At 64.0% G+C, this 17,715-nt stretch carries 17 protein-coding genes and 1 pseudogene; 10 read left to right on the top strand and 8 right to left on the bottom strand.

Annotation, left to right across the window (positions count from 1 at the left end):
* Nucleotides 1-107 precede the first annotated feature (107 nt).
* The 3 genes from RBB16_RS19000 to RBB16_RS18990 form a co-directional block, all read right to left on the bottom strand.
* Nucleotides 108-2,168, bottom strand: coding sequence for a capsular polysaccharide biosynthesis protein (locus RBB16_RS19000; RefSeq protein ID WP_306047620.1), 2,061 nt, complete (start codon nt 2,166-2,168; stop codon nt 108-110).
* A gap of 8 nt (nt 2,169-2,176) precedes the next feature.
* The gene (locus RBB16_RS18995) at nt 2,177-3,298 is read right to left on the bottom strand and encodes a polysaccharide biosynthesis/export family protein (RefSeq protein ID WP_193600195.1); all 1,122 of its coding nucleotides are present in this window, start codon (nt 3,296-3,298) and stop codon (nt 2,177-2,179) included.
* Nucleotides 3,299-3,389: 91 nt separating this feature from the next.
* Nucleotides 3,390-4,700 (bottom strand): capsule biosynthesis protein CapA, encoded by a 1,311-nt coding sequence (locus tag RBB16_RS18990; RefSeq protein WP_306047619.1) that lies wholly within the window; start codon nt 4,698-4,700, stop codon nt 3,390-3,392.
* A 147-nt stretch (nt 4,701-4,847) separates the two neighbouring features.
* On the opposite strand from RBB16_RS18990, the gene RBB16_RS18985 reads away from it, so the two are divergent.
* The 6 genes from RBB16_RS18985 to RBB16_RS18960 all read left to right on the top strand — a co-directional run bounded on the left by RBB16_RS18985 (nt 4,848) and on the right by RBB16_RS18960 (nt 9,453).
* Nucleotides 4,848-5,435 (top strand): riboflavin synthase, encoded by a 588-nt coding sequence (locus RBB16_RS18985; RefSeq protein ID WP_306047618.1) that lies wholly within the window; start codon nt 4,848-4,850, stop codon nt 5,433-5,435.
* On the top strand, nt 5,432-5,662 hold the full coding sequence (locus tag RBB16_RS18980; RefSeq protein ID WP_306047617.1) for a hypothetical protein: 231 nt from the start codon (nt 5,432-5,434) through the stop codon (nt 5,660-5,662). Before RBB16_RS18985 ends, RBB16_RS18980 begins: the two co-directional genes overlap by 4 nt.
* Nucleotides 5,659-6,237, top strand: a complete 579-nt coding sequence (locus RBB16_RS18975; RefSeq protein WP_306047616.1) for a hypothetical protein — start codon at nt 5,659-5,661, stop codon at nt 6,235-6,237. Before RBB16_RS18980 ends, RBB16_RS18975 begins: the two co-directional genes overlap by 4 nt.
* A 115-nt stretch (nt 6,238-6,352) precedes the next feature.
* Nucleotides 6,353-7,807 (top strand): hypothetical protein, encoded by a 1,455-nt coding sequence (locus RBB16_RS18970; protein WP_306047615.1) that lies wholly within the window; start codon nt 6,353-6,355, stop codon nt 7,805-7,807.
* Nucleotides 7,808-7,899: 92 nt separating this feature from the next.
* A complete protein-coding gene (locus RBB16_RS18965; protein WP_306047614.1) occupies nt 7,900-8,655 on the top strand; it encodes a hypothetical protein in 756 nt (251 codons plus the stop codon).
* A 108-nt stretch (nt 8,656-8,763) separates the two neighbouring features.
* On the top strand, nt 8,764-9,453 hold the full coding sequence (locus RBB16_RS18960) for a hypothetical protein (RefSeq protein WP_306047613.1): 690 nt from the start codon (nt 8,764-8,766) through the stop codon (nt 9,451-9,453).
* Between the two features lie 56 nt (nt 9,454-9,509).
* On the opposite strand, the gene typA is transcribed toward RBB16_RS18960, so the two are convergent.
* Together typA and irrA are read right to left on the bottom strand one after the other, a co-directional pair.
* Entirely contained in the window at nt 9,510-11,330 is a 1,821-nt protein-coding gene (typA, locus tag RBB16_RS18955; protein WP_306047612.1) for a translational GTPase TypA, read from the bottom strand.
* A gap of 120 nt (nt 11,331-11,450) precedes the next feature.
* Nucleotides 11,451-11,870 carry an iron response transcriptional regulator IrrA gene (gene irrA, locus RBB16_RS18950; RefSeq protein WP_306047611.1) on the bottom strand — a complete coding sequence of 140 codons (420 nt, stop codon included), beginning with the start codon at nt 11,868-11,870 and terminating at the stop codon, nt 11,451-11,453.
* Between the two features lie 188 nt (nt 11,871-12,058).
* Between irrA and fabA the strand changes: the two genes are divergently transcribed.
* Nucleotides 12,059-12,568: a bifunctional 3-hydroxydecanoyl-ACP dehydratase/trans-2-decenoyl-ACP isomerase gene (gene fabA / locus RBB16_RS18945; RefSeq protein WP_306047610.1), complete on the top strand. Its 510-nt coding sequence runs from the start codon at nt 12,059-12,061 to the stop codon at nt 12,566-12,568.
* Between the two features lie 34 nt (nt 12,569-12,602).
* On the opposite strand, the gene RBB16_RS18940 is transcribed toward fabA, so the two are convergent.
* Both RBB16_RS18940 and RBB16_RS18935 read right to left on the bottom strand, forming a co-directional pair.
* Nucleotides 12,603-13,709: a tetratricopeptide repeat protein gene (locus tag RBB16_RS18940; RefSeq protein ID WP_306047622.1), complete on the bottom strand. Its 1,107-nt coding sequence runs from the start codon at nt 13,707-13,709 to the stop codon at nt 12,603-12,605.
* A gap of 178 nt (nt 13,710-13,887) precedes the next feature.
* Nucleotides 13,888-14,106: pseudogene (locus RBB16_RS18935) on the bottom strand (transcriptional regulator); the annotation flags it as partial.
* 151 nt (nt 14,107-14,257) lie between these two features.
* On the opposite strand from RBB16_RS18935, the gene RBB16_RS18930 reads away from it, so the two are divergent.
* The 3 genes from RBB16_RS18930 (at nt 14,258) to RBB16_RS18920 (ending at nt 17,193) form a co-directional block, all read left to right on the top strand.
* Nucleotides 14,258-14,995 carry a hypothetical protein gene (locus RBB16_RS18930; RefSeq protein WP_306047609.1) on the top strand — a complete coding sequence of 246 codons (738 nt, stop codon included), beginning with the start codon at nt 14,258-14,260 and terminating at the stop codon, nt 14,993-14,995.
* 173 nt (nt 14,996-15,168) lie between these two features.
* Nucleotides 15,169-16,398, top strand: coding sequence for a beta-ketoacyl-ACP synthase I (gene fabB / locus RBB16_RS18925; RefSeq protein ID WP_306047608.1), 1,230 nt, complete (start codon nt 15,169-15,171; stop codon nt 16,396-16,398).
* 6 nt (nt 16,399-16,404) lie between these two features.
* Nucleotides 16,405-17,193, top strand: coding sequence for an enoyl-ACP reductase (locus RBB16_RS18920; RefSeq protein ID WP_306047607.1), 789 nt, complete (start codon nt 16,405-16,407; stop codon nt 17,191-17,193).
* 69 nt (nt 17,194-17,262) lie between these two features.
* On the opposite strand, the gene RBB16_RS18915 is transcribed toward RBB16_RS18920, so the two are convergent.
* Nucleotides 17,263-17,691 carry a peptidylprolyl isomerase gene (locus RBB16_RS18915; RefSeq protein ID WP_306047621.1) on the bottom strand — a complete coding sequence of 143 codons (429 nt, stop codon included), beginning with the start codon at nt 17,689-17,691 and terminating at the stop codon, nt 17,263-17,265.
* Nucleotides 17,692-17,715 lie beyond the last annotated feature (24 nt).

The raw sequence follows: 17,715 nt of genomic DNA, 5'->3' as shown, positions 1-17,715 counted from the left end.
CCGCGAAACACCTCTCCACGATTTTCCGATCGGGTCGGATAGAAAAGCCCAGACTGTCCGGTCCCGGGGCGGAATTTTCTTCGAAGAAAATTCGTGCGCCCAGAATGTCAGCGCCGCCAGAGCCACGCATGTCCTGCGAGCCAGCCCTGAAGCTTCGCCAGCGCCCGGAGCCGGATCGCCGGGGTCGGGACCAGGCCGGAGGCGAGCCGCTCCACCACCACCTCCACCGGGCAGGGTCGTCCGGTCACCGGGTCATGGTAGCGCGGGTAGGCGATCAGCACGGCATGGGCCAATGCCGCGAGCGGGGGCCTTGCATGACGCCGCGCAGGCACCGGGCCGAGATCCTCCGTCAATCCCCACCCGGCATAGAAGGGCGCGCCCGTCACGCTGACAGGAACCCCGCGCAACAGCGCCTCGAACCCCATCAGGGATGTCATCGTCATGACCCGGTCGGCCCGCGCGAGCAGCGCCATGGGATCGGCCCTGTCCGCCACGTGGTCGGCAAGACCGGCCAGCGTGTCCGGGTCGATCCGCCCGCTGCGCAGCCCCGCCTCCACATCGGGGTGCGGCTTGTAGACCAGGAAGGCGTCCGGGTAGCGTGCCCGCGCCGCTTGCAGAAGCGCAAGGTTGCCCCGCACCTCACCGGCGCCGAGCCGGATCGAGGCGTCGTCTTCCACCTGTCCCGGAACCAGAACGATTTGCCGCCCGCCGCTGTCGGGCAGCCCCGTCGCGCCGCCAAGATTGTATTTTCCGACCCCGGTGGCCACCAGAGCCGCCACCAGCCTTTCGGCCCTTTGCAGACGTTCGGGGGGCAGGCTGGCCGCCTCGGTGATCAGCTGCTCCAAACGGCTGGCGCGGGTGGGGTCGTAGTAGATGCCCAGATCGTCGGTCACGAGGCTGAGCGGCGGGACAAGCTCCGCCCCCAGGCCACGGGATCGCAGGAACCCGTCCTCGACCCGTGTCAGCGGCAGGGCGGCCCGGTCGCAGGCCTCGCGCAGCGCGTCCGTTTCCTTCCCGGCCCAGACCATCACCGGGCGGCCATGCTGAACGGCCTCCTCCGGCGTCTCGGCAAAGCGCAGGGCGGGGCCGGACGCGGCGAACATCTTTTGCAGCGGTCCCCGTTTCCAGGCGCGCATCCCGCAGGCGACATGGCCGCGCCTGTCCTGCCGCCAGGCGCGGGCCTCGGCCTCCAGCGTCGCCAGAACATCCTCCAGCCCGCAGAGCCGGTCGCGGTAGGGGTCGTACCAGCGGGGGTAGAGGATCAGCGCCCCCGCCACCAGTTGCGCCCGCGTCAGCCGCCGCTTGCGGCGGGCCACCGGGTTGCGGTCCCCGGTCAGGCCCCAGCCGGCATAGAAGGGCTGGCCGAAGACCTGCGGTTTATGCCCGGCAAGGATCGCCTCAAACCCCAGTTGAGAGGATACGGTATAGACCGCCGTCGCGCCCTCCATCAGCACCCAGGGGCTGACCGGATCGGTGCACAGGCTGATCCGGTCGTTCGTGTCGCCATCGCCGTAATGGCCGGGGCGATGGCCGCCTGTCGTTTCGGGATGGGTCTTGATGACGATGCGCGCGCCGGGGTTTTCCTCCTGCGCCAGCACCAGCATCTCGCGGAATGTCCGATCCGATGCGCCGCCAAGCCGGATCGAGGCATCGCCTTTCGTCTGGTCGATGACCAGCACATAGCCGGGCGGGGGTGCGGCGAGTGTGGGATCGACAGCGGCGTATTTGGTCAGGTGGTTTTCGCGCATCCGTGCGATGGCATCCCGCGCCCGGTTGAGCAGCGCCGTGTCGTCCAGCGGATGGGTGGCCAGCAGATGCTCCAGATCGGAAGGCTGGCGGCTGTCGAACCACGCGCCGCGCCGGTCGACGGTCAGGCCAAGCGGCGGTTCACCGGAGCGGCCGGGATGAAGTGACCGCAGGAAGGCATCCTCGACCCGGACCACATGCGCGCCGGTCGCCTCGGCGGCTTTCTCGCCGCGCGCCGCATAGGGGCTGTGACCCCAGACCAGCACATCTTCGCCCGTCCCCGGCTTGCCAAGCGTCAGGTCATGGCCTGCGAGTTCCAGTATGCGGCGCACCCGGCGATTGGTCAGAAACCCGCCGGTGACATAGAAGGCCCGCCGGGGCTTGGCGGCTCCGGCGGGCGTATCTTGGGCGTGGCCCGTCATGCGGGGCCTTATTCGGCCAGGCTGCTGATCGAACCGGCGGTGGCGAGCGTGCCGGTCAGCGCGCCGATCACCTGGTTCCACTGGGCGAACGGTGCGACCGTCACATAGAGCGTGTCCTGATCGCGGATCACGAAATCCCGCGCCTGGAACATCCCATTGGGTTCGGTCAGGTCGAGCACGTAGATCATCCGCTGTGTGCCGCTGATATCGTTGCGGCCCAGAACCTGCCGCGAGATTGCCTCTGGCTCGTTGCGCAGGATGAAGACGCCGGTGGGATCCGCGAGGTTGGGGTTCAGCCCGCCCACGGTGGCAATCGCCTCGATGGCCGAGATGGTCTGCGTGTCGAAGGGCACGCGGGTCTGGGCATTGGTCGCGCCAAGGGCCGTGAAGGATCGCGTGTCCTCTTCGACAAGGATCCGGTCGCCTGCGCGCAGGGCGATGTCGAGTTCCGGGTTCGCGTAGAGGTCGTTGAACCAGATCGTCCCGGTATGGTCGCCGCGCACCACGGTCACGCGGGCGATCTCGGGTTCGACCGTGACGCCGCCCGCCGCGGCCAGCATGGCCGACAGGGTGCGGGTGGGCCGGTCGATCGGGTAGATGCCCTGCCCGCCGACGACACCCGCGACAGATACGGTCGCGCCATTGCCCGCCACGCGGCGCACGATGATCTGCGGATCGGGGGTCTGTTCATCCAGGCTGCGGGTCAGGATCTGGCGCAGTTGGTCGGGCGTGTTGCCCGCCGCCCGCACGCGGCCCGCATAGGGGATGAAGATGAAGCCCGCGCCATCGACCTGGATTTCATCGAGCACCGTCGAGGGCGTGCCCTGCGGCCCCAGAAGCGGATCGGTGACGTTTTCCCAGATCGACAGGGACAGCGTGTCGCCCGGGCGGATCGTGTCGGACCCGAGCTGGCCCGCATTGATGAAGTCCGACGAGAAGCCGAGCGCCTCGACCAGGGCCGTGGCACGCAGCACGCGGTCATTGACGGAAACGACGAAGGCATCGCCCTCTCGCTGCACGGATCCTGCGAACAGCTCGCGTCTGTTGGGGCCGGATCGCGGCAGGCCACATGTGGCCACCAGCGACACAACCACCAAGAGGGCGACAAACCGCGCCCCTCGGGAAGCCATAAATTTCACGGATTGGCTCCTTATTGCCTGTACTGCCTCGTTTATATTTTTTGCCACATTAGCGAATTTCTGTCGCCATGGCCAGTTTTCATTAGTTAACGACGCGCAGGTGTTGCCGAGGTGCAGGACGGCCCGCCTCCAACGAGTCATAGGGGTCCTCTGGCGACAGCATCATATCGACCACCTGACGCAGCAATTGCCGTCGTCCGCGTGCCGAATAGAAGCTGCCGGTGATCTGAGAGGTCTCCAGCAGGTAGTGCCGGTAGTCGCGATAGGCCTTGCTGTCGGGCCGGGTCGGACGCAGAAAGAACTCATCCAGGGGCTGTGTCGAGACGAATTCGGGTTTCAGATAGACCGCCGTTCCGAAGGCTTTCAGCGGCAGGCCCCGCCACAGCGCCTGTTGCGCGGCGGTGGAGTTTACCGTGACGGCGCTGCGCGCATCGTTCAGCAACCCCGCCAGCTTGCCCCCGCGCACGTAATGCACCCGGCCCGAAATGCCCTGTTCGGCAGCGACGCGCGCAATGGTACGCCGAATGGGCGCGCGTCCATCTTCCAGCGGGTGCGCCTTCAGCACCAGATGGTGATGCTGCGGCGCGCCCTTGGCGAAGCCCTCGATCAGCATTTCGAGGAACTCGGTCATGGAACTGAATGGCCCATGGTTCTGGAAACTCGCGTCATGTTCCAGTTGCAGCAGGGCAATATGATAGGGAAAGCCGCCGGTCTTGATCTTCCACGTCGCATACATGCGGTTCAGCGCATAGGCGGGCATCAGCGCGATCCGGCGCAGGTAGAGCCTGAGTTCCCGCGCGACGGTGATATTCCGGTGTGGTCGGAAGTTGCGGTAGCGGAGATTCAGGAACATCACGAACCAGTGGTAGAGCGCGCCGTAAAAGATGTGCTGACGCATGTCGCCCCATCTGGCGGGTGCGTCGGGCAGGTCGAGGTCCAGGTTTTTCAGGGCCTCCTGCATTTGCGGCACGGGAGTCTGCATCAGCCGGGAATGTCCGTTCGCGCCGCCGCGTTCATAGGTCACCCAATAGGGGCGCAGATAGCCTTCCTCGAACACATGCACGGTGATCCCGCGTGCCTTCGCCGCCTCGACCGCCGCCGCGTGGATGGGCCGCGTGTCGCCGTAGAGCACGATATCGGTGGTCCGTTTTTCGTCCAGCAGCTGCGCCAGCCGGTCGGGCCAATCCTCTGGCCGCCCGGTATAGGCGATATAGCTGGGGCGGTGATGCCAGAAGGCGCTATCACCCTGGTTGAACCCCACCCGCCAGACCTCTGCCCCCGCCGCGCGCAGCATCTTGCCGAGACGGTGAAAGAACGGGCCATGCGGCCCCTGAAGAAACAGGAAGGATCTGCGGTGAACGGCCTTGGGCGGCACTGGGGGCCTCGTGAACATAAGAACTGGTAACCTTTGTGGCGCAGGATTGCACCTGTCATGGGCGTCATGAGGGCCGGTTTGTGCCGTTAATATGACCGTTATCGGGGACTTGTCGGAAGCGGACAGGGCGGCTAGGTCAGGGGGACCAATGCGAAAGGCGCCCCCATGTTCACAGGCATCATCACAGATATCGGCACCGTTCAGAAGCTGGAACAGCGCGGCGACCTGCATGCGCGGATCGCCACCAGCTATGACACCGCAACCATCGACATCGGCGCCTCGATTGCCTGCGACGGGGTCTGCCTGACCGCCGTGGCTTTGGGCGAGGGATGGTTCGACGTGGATATCTCTGCCGAAAGCGTCTCGGTCACCACGATCCAGACCTGGGTGGAGGGCAAGCGGCTCAACCTCGAACGGGCGCTCAAGGTGGGGGATGAACTTGGCGGGCATATCGTGTCGGGCCATGTGGATGGCATGGCCGAGATCGTCGCCATGGTGGACGAGGGCGAAAGCACCCGCTTCACCTTCCGCGCGCCCGAGGCACTGGCGAAATTCATCGCGCCCAAGGGGTCGGTCGCGCTCAATGGCACCTCGCTGACCGTGAACGAGGTGAATGGCTGCGATTTCGGCGTCAACATCATCCCGCATACGCAGCAGGTCACCACCTGGGGCGGTGCCAAGGTCGGCGACAAGGTCAACCTCGAGATCGACACGCTGGCCCGCTACGTCGCCCGGTTGCAGGACTGGGCGTGAGCCGGGTCGTCACCCGATCAATCAATGATCAGACCGGGCTGCGCTGCCTCGATCTTGTGCAGATCGGCCCGGAACGCCACATATGGCTGGAATGCCGCCGCGACCCTGAGGACTCACATGGCTGGCGCGTGGTGTTCTACGCCGCACGGGAATTTTCCCGCGAGGCAGAAGCGTTGAACGACGCACGGGAACGGGTGGCCTGGCTGGACGAGGAGACAGCGGAATGAGCGGTATCGGACATAACGGCGGCCCGGCGATGGAACCGGGCTTCGGCTTTCGCAAACTGGCCTGGGGCAAGGCGCGCAAGTCACTGCTGAAGACCCTGCCCATTGAAATCGTCCGTGTCCGCGTCGCCCGCGCCAAGCGCCTGGGGATCGACTACACGACCTATGCCTCGATCCGTGCGGCGTCGGGCCATGACGTGGTGGCCTTCCTGTTTTCGGGCAACGCGCTGGAAATGACGCCAAGGCGGCTCACCCTGCCCGGCCATGTGACAGAGCGGCTGGAGAGGCTGGGGGGCGCAGCGGACCGGCTGGCCGCCATCTATGCGCCCGCGCATCCTGACGCCCTGCTCTCTGCCAATCCCGACCTGCTGGACCATGCCGCCCCCGCGCCGCGCTTCACCGAAAGCTGGTCGGCCATGCGCGACCGCATTCAAGGGATGGTCCGCGAGCGGGGCCTGCCCGCCGACGGGGTCGTTCTGGTCTCGGCCACCGCCGTGGAACGCGAATGGTGCGCGGCGGGATCATTGGCCGGCATCATCCCCTCAGACCAGTTTTTCGCACCGGGCCGGGCTGGCTAGCCTGCAAGCGCCGCATGTTGCGGATTTGCATCGCGGAACGGCCTGACCCTTTTCGTGGTTTGTAATTGTAAAAACAACACTTATATTGGGCACCCAGTCAACAAAGGGGCCGGACATGTCATTTGAACACGCGATCATCTTCGGCCTATTGGCGGCCTTGGGCCTATTCGTTCTCTGGCAACCCGTTCGGGCACTGAAGCAGCAGCGTGACGCCCCACACCTGGAACGGCTCGTGTCATCTGCTTCAGTGGCGCGAGACGCCCCCACGCGCATGCAGCTGCGCCTGTCCGCCGCGCCCGTCGGCAAGCTGATCCGAGCATTGCGCGTTGATGCGGGTGGGGGTGAGGTGATCGACGATCAAGCTCAGCCCGTGGCGCGTCGGGATTTGCATATTGCCCTGGTGCGGGCGCTGTTGCTTGAGGGAAGGACGCAAGAGGCCCGAAAAGCCGTCCGGTTGCAGATGCAGGAGGTTTACGGCCAGGACAAACAACAGCCCCCTTCGCGCGAAGACCGCCTGGCCATGCTGATTTCCCAGACCCGGATCGCCGTTCATGAGGCGCACAAGCGGGAAGCCGGAAGCATCGCCCGCCACTCCGCTGACAGGGCAGTGTCGGGCCTGTTTCAGGAGATGGCAGACCTTCGGCTGAGGGGCCTTCGCCAAAGGCTCGACGCAGGAGACCCTCTCGCAGCCGCCGAACTGGCACGGGAACTGCCACAGCGCAGCACGGAGAAGGCGCAGAGCGGCTGCCTCACCGACCCGAGGTTTCGCGACCATGGGGCCCTTTTGTGGCTGGAACTATGCGGGCGGTTGGGAGAGGCGATTGCCCTCGTCCGACAGGCCCTAGCAATCGTTGACGCCGCGCCAGCAGCGCAGACAGATGCAGAGGCTCCGGAACTGGCGGGCAGGTTCCGCGACTGGCTGTCGGCCAAACGGGCGGGGGATATGCTGACCATCGGTCCGGATGCGTCCCTCGATGACCGGCTTGATGCCCGTCGCGCGCGCGATGCCGGGCAGACCATCGTCATGCCGCGCGAGTCCGAGCATCTGCTCAGCACCGCGCAGCTTGCCCGTGACTTGCACAGCGCCGGTCGCGCCCACGACGCGCTGCCCTTTGCAAAGGAGTGGTGCGACACCGCGCGGGTTGCATTGGGCCGGGTGGAGGACCCCCCGGGCAGCCCCGCTGTGGACCTGATCTACGCCCTTTGGACCCTGTGGTGCATCCAGCGCGACCTGGATCACCGGCACGCTGCCGAGCAGACGCTGTCAGAGCTCGCCCCCATGGCGACCCGCCTTGCGGAGGATCTGGATCAGGGCCGCCCCTTCGAAGCCGACTGGTCCATCGACTCGGCACGCGACTATTTCCTGGACCCGCATTACGGCTATGGCTGGTCTACACGGGATCTTCTGGTGCAGATCGGACGGACGGATCTGGCGATGCGACTGATGGAACAGCAGATCGAGACCCTCGACCGTGACATCGCCGCTGCCAAACCGGGCGCCAACAATCTGACCGCAACGATCAAAGAGCGGGACGAGGCGCAAAGCTGGCTGGCCGCGCATCGGCGCTAACCCTTGCACCGCCGCGTGGCCTTGCTAGTAGGTCAACGGGCAGCCCCATTCAGGATCACGCCATGACCGGCCTATCGCAAGACACTCTGCTGATGATCCTCAAGATCGCCATCGTGCCGGTCATGCTGCTGTCGATCCTGTGGCGGAACCGGCGCGAGAAACACCGCCGTGCCAAGGCAGATGCCGAAGACCGGGCCGCCCGTAGGACACCCGTCCGGCGCGATGTGGTTGACCTGCACTCCCTCGACACCAGCGGGCTGCGTGATGCGCTGGCCAGGGTGGAGTCCGACGGACGCCTCGTCTCCAGGCGGAACGAACCCGTGACTGCAGCGATGCTGCGTCAGGCGCTGGCGTCGTCGCTGATGGATGAGGGTGCTCTGGCCGAGGCTGCAGATGTGATCGACTCCGGGTCGGTGGACGATCTGCCTCTCTTGCTCTGTTCGGCGCGTCTGCACGCTCTTTCCGGAAACAACGACGCGGCCCGAACCCTCCTGTCCGCCGCAGCGGATCGCCGATTTGAAGACCTGCAATCTGCGTCACGTGGGCTGCCCACACATCTTGCGCAGATGCTGGCCGATAGCCTGATCGAAGACCTTCATCTGCACCACAGCAATCGCCTGTCTGACGCAGGCCCGCTCAACCTGCTGGTGCTGTCGGGGCGTTCTGACGAAGCCCAAGCCCTTGCGCGGCATTCTGCATCCGAGCTCCAACGCGCTCTACAGGGGGCAGATATCGATCCTGAGGTCAGGATTGACGGAATACCTCAGGCGGCCCTTCGGCAGGCACAAGCTGACCTACAGTGCTTCGCCGCCCGCGACACATCAGTCGGCCAGGCATCAAACCGCTAAGATGCTTTCAGACAGGTCTTTGCGCATCCCGCGATAGTCCAAGAAATGCCATCCCTTCGCCCAAATCATGAAGACACCTTCCCGGTGACATATCCAAGGAGGTCGGCGATGATTCCGAACAAAGCGAAAATGGTGATTACCAGTTCCCTTATTGCCCTCAGCATCGCAGTGGCAACAGTCGGCGTCACATTGTCCATTCCTTCTGCCGCCGAGGCGCAGGGCAATGGAAACGGCAACGGAAACGGTGGCGGGAACGGCGGCGGGAACGGCAACGGCGGCGGGAACGGCAACGCCGGAGGCAACGGGAACGCCGGAGGCAACGGCAACGGTCACGGTTTGGTTGCACGCGAACTTGGCGGGCTGAATGCGGCCCATGCCAATGAACAGGCCTTCCTGAACGCCGCCGCCAACAGCCGCGTCGGAGAACTCGCCCCCCTGCGCGACGCCTATCGCGAGGCGCAGGACGCCTATGCAGAATGGCAGGACGCCTATGCCGACTATGTCGCTGAACGCGATGGCTGGACCGGTCGGACAACCGAGGAGATCCAGGCAGAAATCGACGATCTGGATGACACGTCAGAAACCTATGAGGACGATCTCGCGCGGCTGGAAGGTGAATACGACGACGCTGAAGCCCATGAAACGCGCCTTAGCGATCTTGCCAGTGCATCCAACGGCGCCGCTGCGGACTACGAAGACGCAGAAGACGCTGCGGACGAAGAGTTGGAGGAGATCGCCGGGGACTTGGACCTCTCCGACGCTGCCCGGGCACATCTGAGGGAGCTTCTGTCCCGCTAAGACGGCCAGTATTAACGAAAAGGGCCTGCCAAGTATCGGTAGGCCCTTTTTTTGTCTCAGCCCGCCGCGCGGGACTGACGCTTGCGCTCATGCGGGTCGAGGAAGCGCTTGCGCAGGCGGATTGCGTTCGGCGTCACCTCCACCAGCTCATCATCGTCGATATAGGCGATGGCCTGTTCCAGCGTCATGGTGACCGGCGTGGTCAGGCGCACCGCTTCATCGGTGCCGGAGGCGCGCACGTTGGTCAGCTTCTTGCCCTTCAGCGGGTTCACTTCCAGATCGTTGTCGCGGCTGTGTTCACCGATGATCATGCCGGTATAGACCGGCTCCTGCGCGCCGATGAACATCTTGCCCCGGTCTTCGAGGTTCCACAGCGCATAGGCCACGGACACCCCGTTCTCCATCGAGATCAGCACCCCCTGACGCCGCCCCGGAATCGGCCCGCGATAGGGGGACCACTCATGAAACACCCGGTTCAGAACGCCAGAGCCGCGCGTGTCGGTCAGGAATTCGCCGTGATAGCCAATGAGCCCGCGAGAGGGCACATGGGCGATGATCCGGGTCTTGCCCGCGCCGCCGGGGCGCATCTCGACCAGATCGCCCTTGCGGGGGCCGGTCAGCTTTTCGATCACCGCGCCGGAATATTCGTCATCCACGTCGATGGTGACTTCCTCGATCGGCTCCAGCTTCTGGTCGCCATCGTCGCGGAAGAGCACCTGCGGGCGAGAAATCGACAGCTCGAACCCTTCGCGGCGCATGTTCTCGATCAGAACGCCCATCTGCAATTCACCCCGGCCCGCGACCTCGAAGGCCTCGCCGCCCGGCGTGTCGGTGACCTTGATGGCGACGTTCGATTCCGCCTCTTTCATCAGGCGCTCGCGGATGACGCGGGACTGCACCTTCTTGCCGTCACGGCCCGCCAGCGGGCTGTCATTGATGCCGAAAGTGACGGTGATGGTGGGCGGGTCAATCGGCTGCGCGGCCAGAGGCTCGTCCACGGCCAGCGCGCAGATGGTATCGGCCACGGTGGCCTTGGTCATGCCCGCGAGGGAGACGATATCGCCGGCCTGCGCCTCTTCGATATCCTGCTGCGCCAGACCCCGGAAGGCCTGGATGCGGGTGACGCGGAACTGTTCGACCTTCTCGCCCATGCGGCTGAGCGCCTGCACGGTGGCCCCCACTTTCAGCTTGCCCGATTCGACCCGGCCGGTCAGCAGGCGACCCACGAAGGGGTCGGAGCCGAGCGTGGTGGCCAGCATCCGGAAATCCTCGTCCTGATGGGCCAGTTGCTTCGGTTTGGGCACATGGTTCACGATCAGGTTGAACAGCGCATGCAGATCCTTGCGCGGACCGTCGAGATCGGCATCCGCCCAACCGGAGCGGCCCGAGGCATAGAGATGCGGGAAATCGAGCTGATCCTCGGTCGCATCCAGCGTGGCAAAAAGATCGAAGCATTCGTCCAGCGCCCGATCCGGCTCTGCATCCGGCTTGTCGACCTTGTTCAGCACCACGATGGGGCGCAGCCCAAGCGCCAGCGCCTTGGAGGTCACGAATTTGGTCTGCGGCATCGGGCCTTCTGCGGCATCGACCAGCAGCACAACACCATCGACCATCGACAGGATGCGCTCCACTTCGCCGCCGAAATCGGCGTGGCCGGGGGTGTCGACGATGTTGATCCGGGTGCCTTTCCATTCGACCGATGTGGGCTTGGCGAAAATGGTGATCCCGCGTTCGCGCTCCAGATCGTTGGAATCCATGGCCCGTTCGGCCACGGCCTGGTTGGCGCGGAAGGCGCCGGACTGTTTGAGAAGCTCGTCAACGAGGGTGGTTTTGCCATGGTCGACATGCGCGATGATCGCGATATTACGGAGGTCCATCCGAGTGGGCCTTTCAAGATAAGCTGAGTTGGCATGGCCGTTACAGGGATGTTGCGGCAAAGGCCAGACCAAAACTCTTGAAAGAGTTTTGCAAGGCGCTTCGAAGCGCCTTGGCCGCCCTCACCCCCGCTTGCGCAGGCGCACGACCACGTCGAGTTTGGCGACCTCATAGCCTTCGGGCGGGGTCGGCAGCGCGGCAATCTTCAGTTCCGATTTCGCGGCGTCGACCAGTTGGCCGTCCTCCTCGAAATAGAAATGCGGGTGATCGTCCATGCGGGTGTCGAAATAGCTGCGGGTGCCGTCAACTGTGACTTCCTGCACCAGCCCCGCCTCGCAGAAGGCGCGCAGCGTGTTGTAGACCGTGGCCAGAGACACCTTGTCCCCCGCCGCGACGCTGGCGGCGTGCAGCCCTTCCGCCGTCACATGCCGGTCCTGCCCGTCGCCCACCAGAAGCGTCGCCAGCGACAGGCGCTGACGGGTGGGGCGGAGGTCTGCCTGGGCGAGCCATTTGGTGCTGCGTTCAAGAGCTTCTGGCGTCATCTGGGGTCTCATCTAGCGTGTTGACATGTAATATAGGCGCGCAGCGCACCGGTTTTCAAACGGATTCGGGTTGACGCACCGTCGCGGGGCCAACAGGTGTTACCTTGCGTCCCCACTTGTGCAGGTGCTAGGGGATGTCGAATTTGGCCGCACAGACGGCCGCAGACCACGGGAAGGGGCGAGGACACATGGCAGACTATCCCACGAGTTTCGATCGGGACGATCTTCTGAAATGCGCACGCGGAGAGCTGTTCGGCCCCGGCAACGCGCAATTGCCCGAACCGCCGATGCTGATGATGGACCGGATCACTGATATTTCCGGTGATGGCGGCGCGCATGGCAAGGGCCACGTGGTGGCGGAATTCGACATCACCCCCGACCTGTGGTTCTTCTCCTGCCATTTTCCCGGCAACCCGATCATGCCCGGCTGCCTTGGGCTGGATGGGCTGTGGCAACTGACCGGCTTCAACCTCGGCTGGCGCGGCTGGCAGGGGCGCGGCTATGCGCTTGGCGTGGGCGAGGTGAAGCTGACCGGAATGGTCCGCCCCGACCGCAAGATGCTGACCTACAAGGTGGATTTCACCAAGGCCATCCAGACCCGCCGCCTGACCATGGGCGTCGCGGACGGCATCGTCGAAGCGGATGGCGAGGTGATCTATCAGGTCAAGGACATGAAGGTCGCGCTGAGCGAGAGCTGAGCCAACCACTCGATATGCTACGGGAGACTGGCCGCTATTCCGGCGGCACTCCCACGGCCTCCATGACTGCGAGCCAGCGGTCGAGTGCCCCCGGGGCCGTCCACATCCCGGTGTGTTCCGCCCTTATCCTTGCAAGCGTGTAGGTCGGGTTCTGAGCGAGATATGCGCGGATCGCATCTGCCGCCTTTTGCTTGTTCCCAAGGCAGTGATGGATGGCCGCAAGATCCTTGTAGGCAGCCACCGGCATTGACGGGCACCCGAGGAATTCCTCCAGCGCGGTCTGGCACTCTCCAGCCTGCCAAAGCGCCCAGGCCTTCGTCCATACGACACTGAACCCATAAAGCGGGTCGATCCGTTCCGCCTGCGCGATCACGTCGAGCGCCTGACCGGTCTCTCCCACGAACACCAACGCATCGGCGAGACCGACAAGGACCAACGACGAAGACGGGTTCAGCTCCGCCCCTCTTCGAAAAGCGCCGATGGCCGCGGGAACCTCGCGGTTGAATAGCATTACGCGCCCGAGTGCGAGGTAAGCCATGAAATTGTTCGGGTCCAGTTCCACGGCTTTGCGCGCCAGCCGTTCCATACGTTCGCGTGCCGCCACCTCATCGCCCTCGATCCAGCCATGGCGCAGTCCGTTTCGCAAGGCGAGGGCCTGGCCCAGATACCCCCATGCGGAATCCGGGTAGTCCCGGATTGCCGCTTCCTGCTCCTGAAGATTGATCAGCAGGTTCTCGCGGTTGAAGTTGCGCATGATCCTGCTTTGCGCCGCGTTCGTGATCATCAGTGCGTTCACATCGCCCGCAGACATCTTGGCCTCAGCCATATCGACAACACTGAAGCCGACGGCATTCGCGATCCTGGCGCTGATCCGGCTGTTTGTTTCCAGAAGGTCCGCCAGAGGCACATCCATTTCCTCGGCCCAGATATGCGCCTCGGTCACACCGTCGATCAGCTGTACCGTGATGCGCAGCCGTTTGCCGTCATATTGCTGGCTCCCCTCGACAACAAAATCGGCCCCAAGTCTGGACGCGATCTCTGCAATACCAAGGTCTGTCTCGCGGAACTGAGCGGCCGACTTGCGAGAGATCACCGTCATCTGTGGATTGCGGGCGAGCGCCGTGATGATGTTTTCGCTCACCGCGTCGCTGAGAAAACCCTTTGTGCGGGGCGGCACTCAGATCATCGAAGGGCAGGACCGCGATCACAGGCGGTTCGGCGGTCGACCGGCGGCGAGGCGCGTCTTGCCGGGTGGGGACCAGTCGATATCCCCCGCGCGGTACGGTTTCGACGATGGTTTTATTCGCGTCGCCAATCACGCGGCGTATCTCGGCGATACATTGTGCCACGCTGTCGGGCGAAACGGCCCTGCCCGACCAGATGCGTTCGATCAAGGCGTCTCTTGTGACCGTGCACCCTGGTGTCTCAGCGAGAAAGGATAGGACTTCACGGGATTGGTAGCGCAGGTCGAGCTCGGTCCCGGTATCGTCATAAACGCGGCCCGAGGCGCAATCCAGGGTCACGCTTCCGAGGCGCATTTCAAAAGAATTCAAGGTATTTCGTTTGGCGAAACGCATCCCCAGGCTCTCTACTCCGACCAGTGCCTCAGGCTGCTGCAACTTCTCTCCCACCAGCGGCCCTTTGGCAAAATGCAGGGGCGTCATCCGCTCCCAAGATGGAGGATACGTTATGAAACGCGCAACGAGAATAGCGGGCATTTGGTCGACCGGATTGGCACATGGGGCCGCCACGCGGCGCATCCTCGCAGTTTCCGCGCTACTGCTCTTGACCACCCCGGCGGTTTCGCAGGAGTTTGACCTGATCACTCCGCGCGAAGATGCGCCCGTTCGCAATGCCGACGGAAGCGAGACCTTCCGGCTTCTCCCCGGCGAGTGCAGCGATCTCGAATACTTCTCGGACGAGCTGCAGATCATGACCTCCGATTGTGGGCGGCAAAGAAACCGGATCGAGTATTACGAAACTTCGACAGCGAGCGCCGGAGACCGGCGTTTGTACGAATGGGAGATCTTCATTCCGGAAGATTTCAGCTACTCTGCAACCAATGCGCGACTGACGGTCGGCCAGCTCGAAACCGGCACCGACATGCTCTACGGGTTCGAGCTGAACAACGGTGGCTACACGTTCCGGGCGCAGACCTGCATACCTGTCGAAGAATTTGGGGAGTGGCACAGCGTCGCCGTGCGCATCCAGTATGACTCAACGCCCCGCCAATCCCTCAGGGATCAAACGCCCGGTGTGCTTGTGGTCGAATGCGATGGCGAGGTAATCGTCGATGGAAGCGGCCGCCCCAACCTGGCCGAAGGCAGCGAGATTCAGTTCAGATATGGTCTCTTTGGTGGCATGAATATCGCCGACACTGACAATGTTTCAGTCTCGTTCCGAAATGTCCGGATCACCGCGTGGTAGGAGCCGACCCCCACGCCGCACCAACTTGTTCCTGCTCTGGCCGACCACCCCGATAAGCTTCGTATTTTGTCCTTCGGATTCCCTGGTCGCACCCATTGCAGGAACAGACACGCCACCTTGCACCTTCCCCCGGCAATGCCCTACTAAGACAAGAGCAAAGCAAGGGAGGCCACATGCGCCGAGTAGTTGTCACGGGCCTTGGGATCGTCTCGTCGATCGGGAACAATGCCGAAGAGGTCACGGCCAGCCTGAAAGCGGGCCGGTCGGGCATTGAGGCCAGCCCCGAGATGGTCGAACACGGGTTCCGCAGCCAGATCGCTGGCACGCTCAAGATCGACCCCAAGGAACACGTGGACAAGCGCGCCCTGCGCTTCATGGGGCCGGGCGCGGCCTATGCCCATATCGCCATGACGCAGGCGATTGCCGATGCCGGGCTGTCTGACGAGCATGTCAGCAACGTGCGCACCGGTCTGGTGGCGGGATCGGGCGGACCTTCGACCTCTGCCATGCTGGCCGCGCATCAGACGGTGCTGTCCTCTGGCGCGACCAAGCGGATCGGGCCGTTTGCGGTGCCCAAATGCATGTCGTCCACGATCTCGGCCAACCTTGCCACGGCCTTCAAGATCAAGGGCATCAACTATTCCATCACGTCGGCCTGTTCGACGTCCCTGCACTGCATCGGCAATGCGGCGGAACAGATCATGATGGGCAAGCAGGACGTGATGTTCGCGGGTGGTGGCGAGGAACTGGACTGGACCCTGTCCTGCCTCTTCGACGCCATGGGCGCGATGTCCTCCAAGTATAACGACACGCCCACCAAGGCCTCTCGCGCTTTCGACGAAGGGCGCGACGGCTTCGTCATTTCCGGCGGCGGCGGCATCGTGGTGCTGGAGGATCTGGATCACGCGCTGGCGCGCGGCGCCACGATCTACGCAGAGGTCACCGGTTTCGCCGCGACCTCGGACGGGCACGACATGGTGGCCCCCTCGGGTGAGGGCGGCGAACGGGCCATGCGGCTGGCGCTGCAGACGCTGCCCGAGGGCCGCAAGGTCAGCTATATCAACGCCCATGGCACCTCGACGCCCGTGGGCGATGTTGGCGAAGTGGACGCCGTTCGCCGGGTCTTCGGCGAGGGCAACGTCCCCCCGATCAGCTCCACCAAGTCGATGACCGGCCACGCGCAGGGTGCGGCCGGCGCGCTGGAGGCCATTTTCTGCCTGCTGATGCTGAAGGGCGACTTCATCACCCCCTCGATCAATGTCGAAACCCTTGCCGAGGGGATCAACCCCGGCGAGGTCGCCACCGCTTACGTAGAGAACGCAGGGCTAGACACGGTGATGACCAACAGTTTCGGCTTCGGGGGCACCAACGGCTCCATGCTGCTTTCCAGATATAACGGATAATTCCACATGGCTGATTTGATGAAGGGCAAACGCGGGCTGATCATGGGCGTCGCCAATGACCGCTCGATCGCTTGGGGCATCGCAAGGGCCATGCGGGCCGAGGGCGCGGAGCTGGCCTTTTCCTACCAGGGCGATGCGTTCGGCAAGCGGGTGAAGCCACTGGCGGATCAGTTGGGCGTCGATCTGCTGGTCGATGTGGACGTGACCGACGATGCCTCGCTTGATGCCTGTTTCGGGCAGATCGGCGAGAAATGGGGCAAGCTCGATTTCGTGGTCCACGCGATTGCGTTTTCCGACAAGAATGAACTTGGCGGGCGCTTCATCAACACCACGCGGGACAATTTCCGCAATTCGCTGACGATCTCCTGTTATTCGCTGATCGACGTGGCCCGGCGGGCGGAACCGCTGATGTCTGACGGCGGCACGATCCTGACCCTGACCTATATGGGGTCGAACCGGGTGACGCCGTTCTATAATGTGATGGGCGTGGCCAAGGCGGCGCTGGAAAGCTCGGTCCGGTATCTGGCCAACGACATGGGGCCGAACAGGATCCGCGTGAACGCGATCAGCCCCGGTCCGATGAAAACGCTGGCAGGCGCGGCAATTTCGGGCGCACGCAAGACCTTCAACACCGCCCGCGACAACGCCCCCCTGCGCGACAACGCCACGCTGGAGTCGATCGGTGGAACCGCCGTTTATCTGGCGTCCGACTACGGCGCCTGCACGACGGGCGAAATCATCACCGTCGATGGCGGCTATCACGTATTGGGAATGATGCAGCCTGAAAACCTCTGAGAGGTCTCAGGCCTGCGCCCCGCCGGACCGGCGGGCAGGGGCGGCACCCGTCGGGTGCCGCCATGCGTTTCAGTCCACGGACACGACCTCGACCGCGAAGGTCAGATCCTGCCCGGCAAGCGGGTGATTGGCGTCGAGCGTGATATGGGTTTCGCTGACCTCGGCCACGACAACGGGGATGGCCTGCCCGTTCGGGGCCTGCATCTGCAACTGGGTGCCGGGTTCGGTCGGGATGTTGTCGGGGATCTGATCCCGCGGAATCTGCTGCATCGCGTTCGGATCGCGGTCGCCATAGGCCTGGTCGGCGGGCACGGTCACCGTCTTGGCATCACCCGTTTTCAGGCCCTCGAACGCGGCTTCCAGTCCGGGGATGATCTGGCCTTCCCCCATCGTGAAGCTCAGCGGTTCGCGGCCTTCCGAGCTGTCGAAGACGCTGCCGTCGTTCAGCGTGCCGGTGTAGTGGAACGCAACTTTGCTGCCTGAAGTGGCCTCTGTCATGAAGTCATCCTGTGTGTGGGGGGT

It is taken from the genome of Nioella sp. MMSF_3534 (assembly GCF_030732985.1).
GTDB lineage: Bacteria > Pseudomonadota > Alphaproteobacteria > Rhodobacterales > Rhodobacteraceae > Nioella.
Note: the sequence above shows the minus strand (reverse complement) of the source record. Positions and strands in the feature narration are given on the sequence as shown.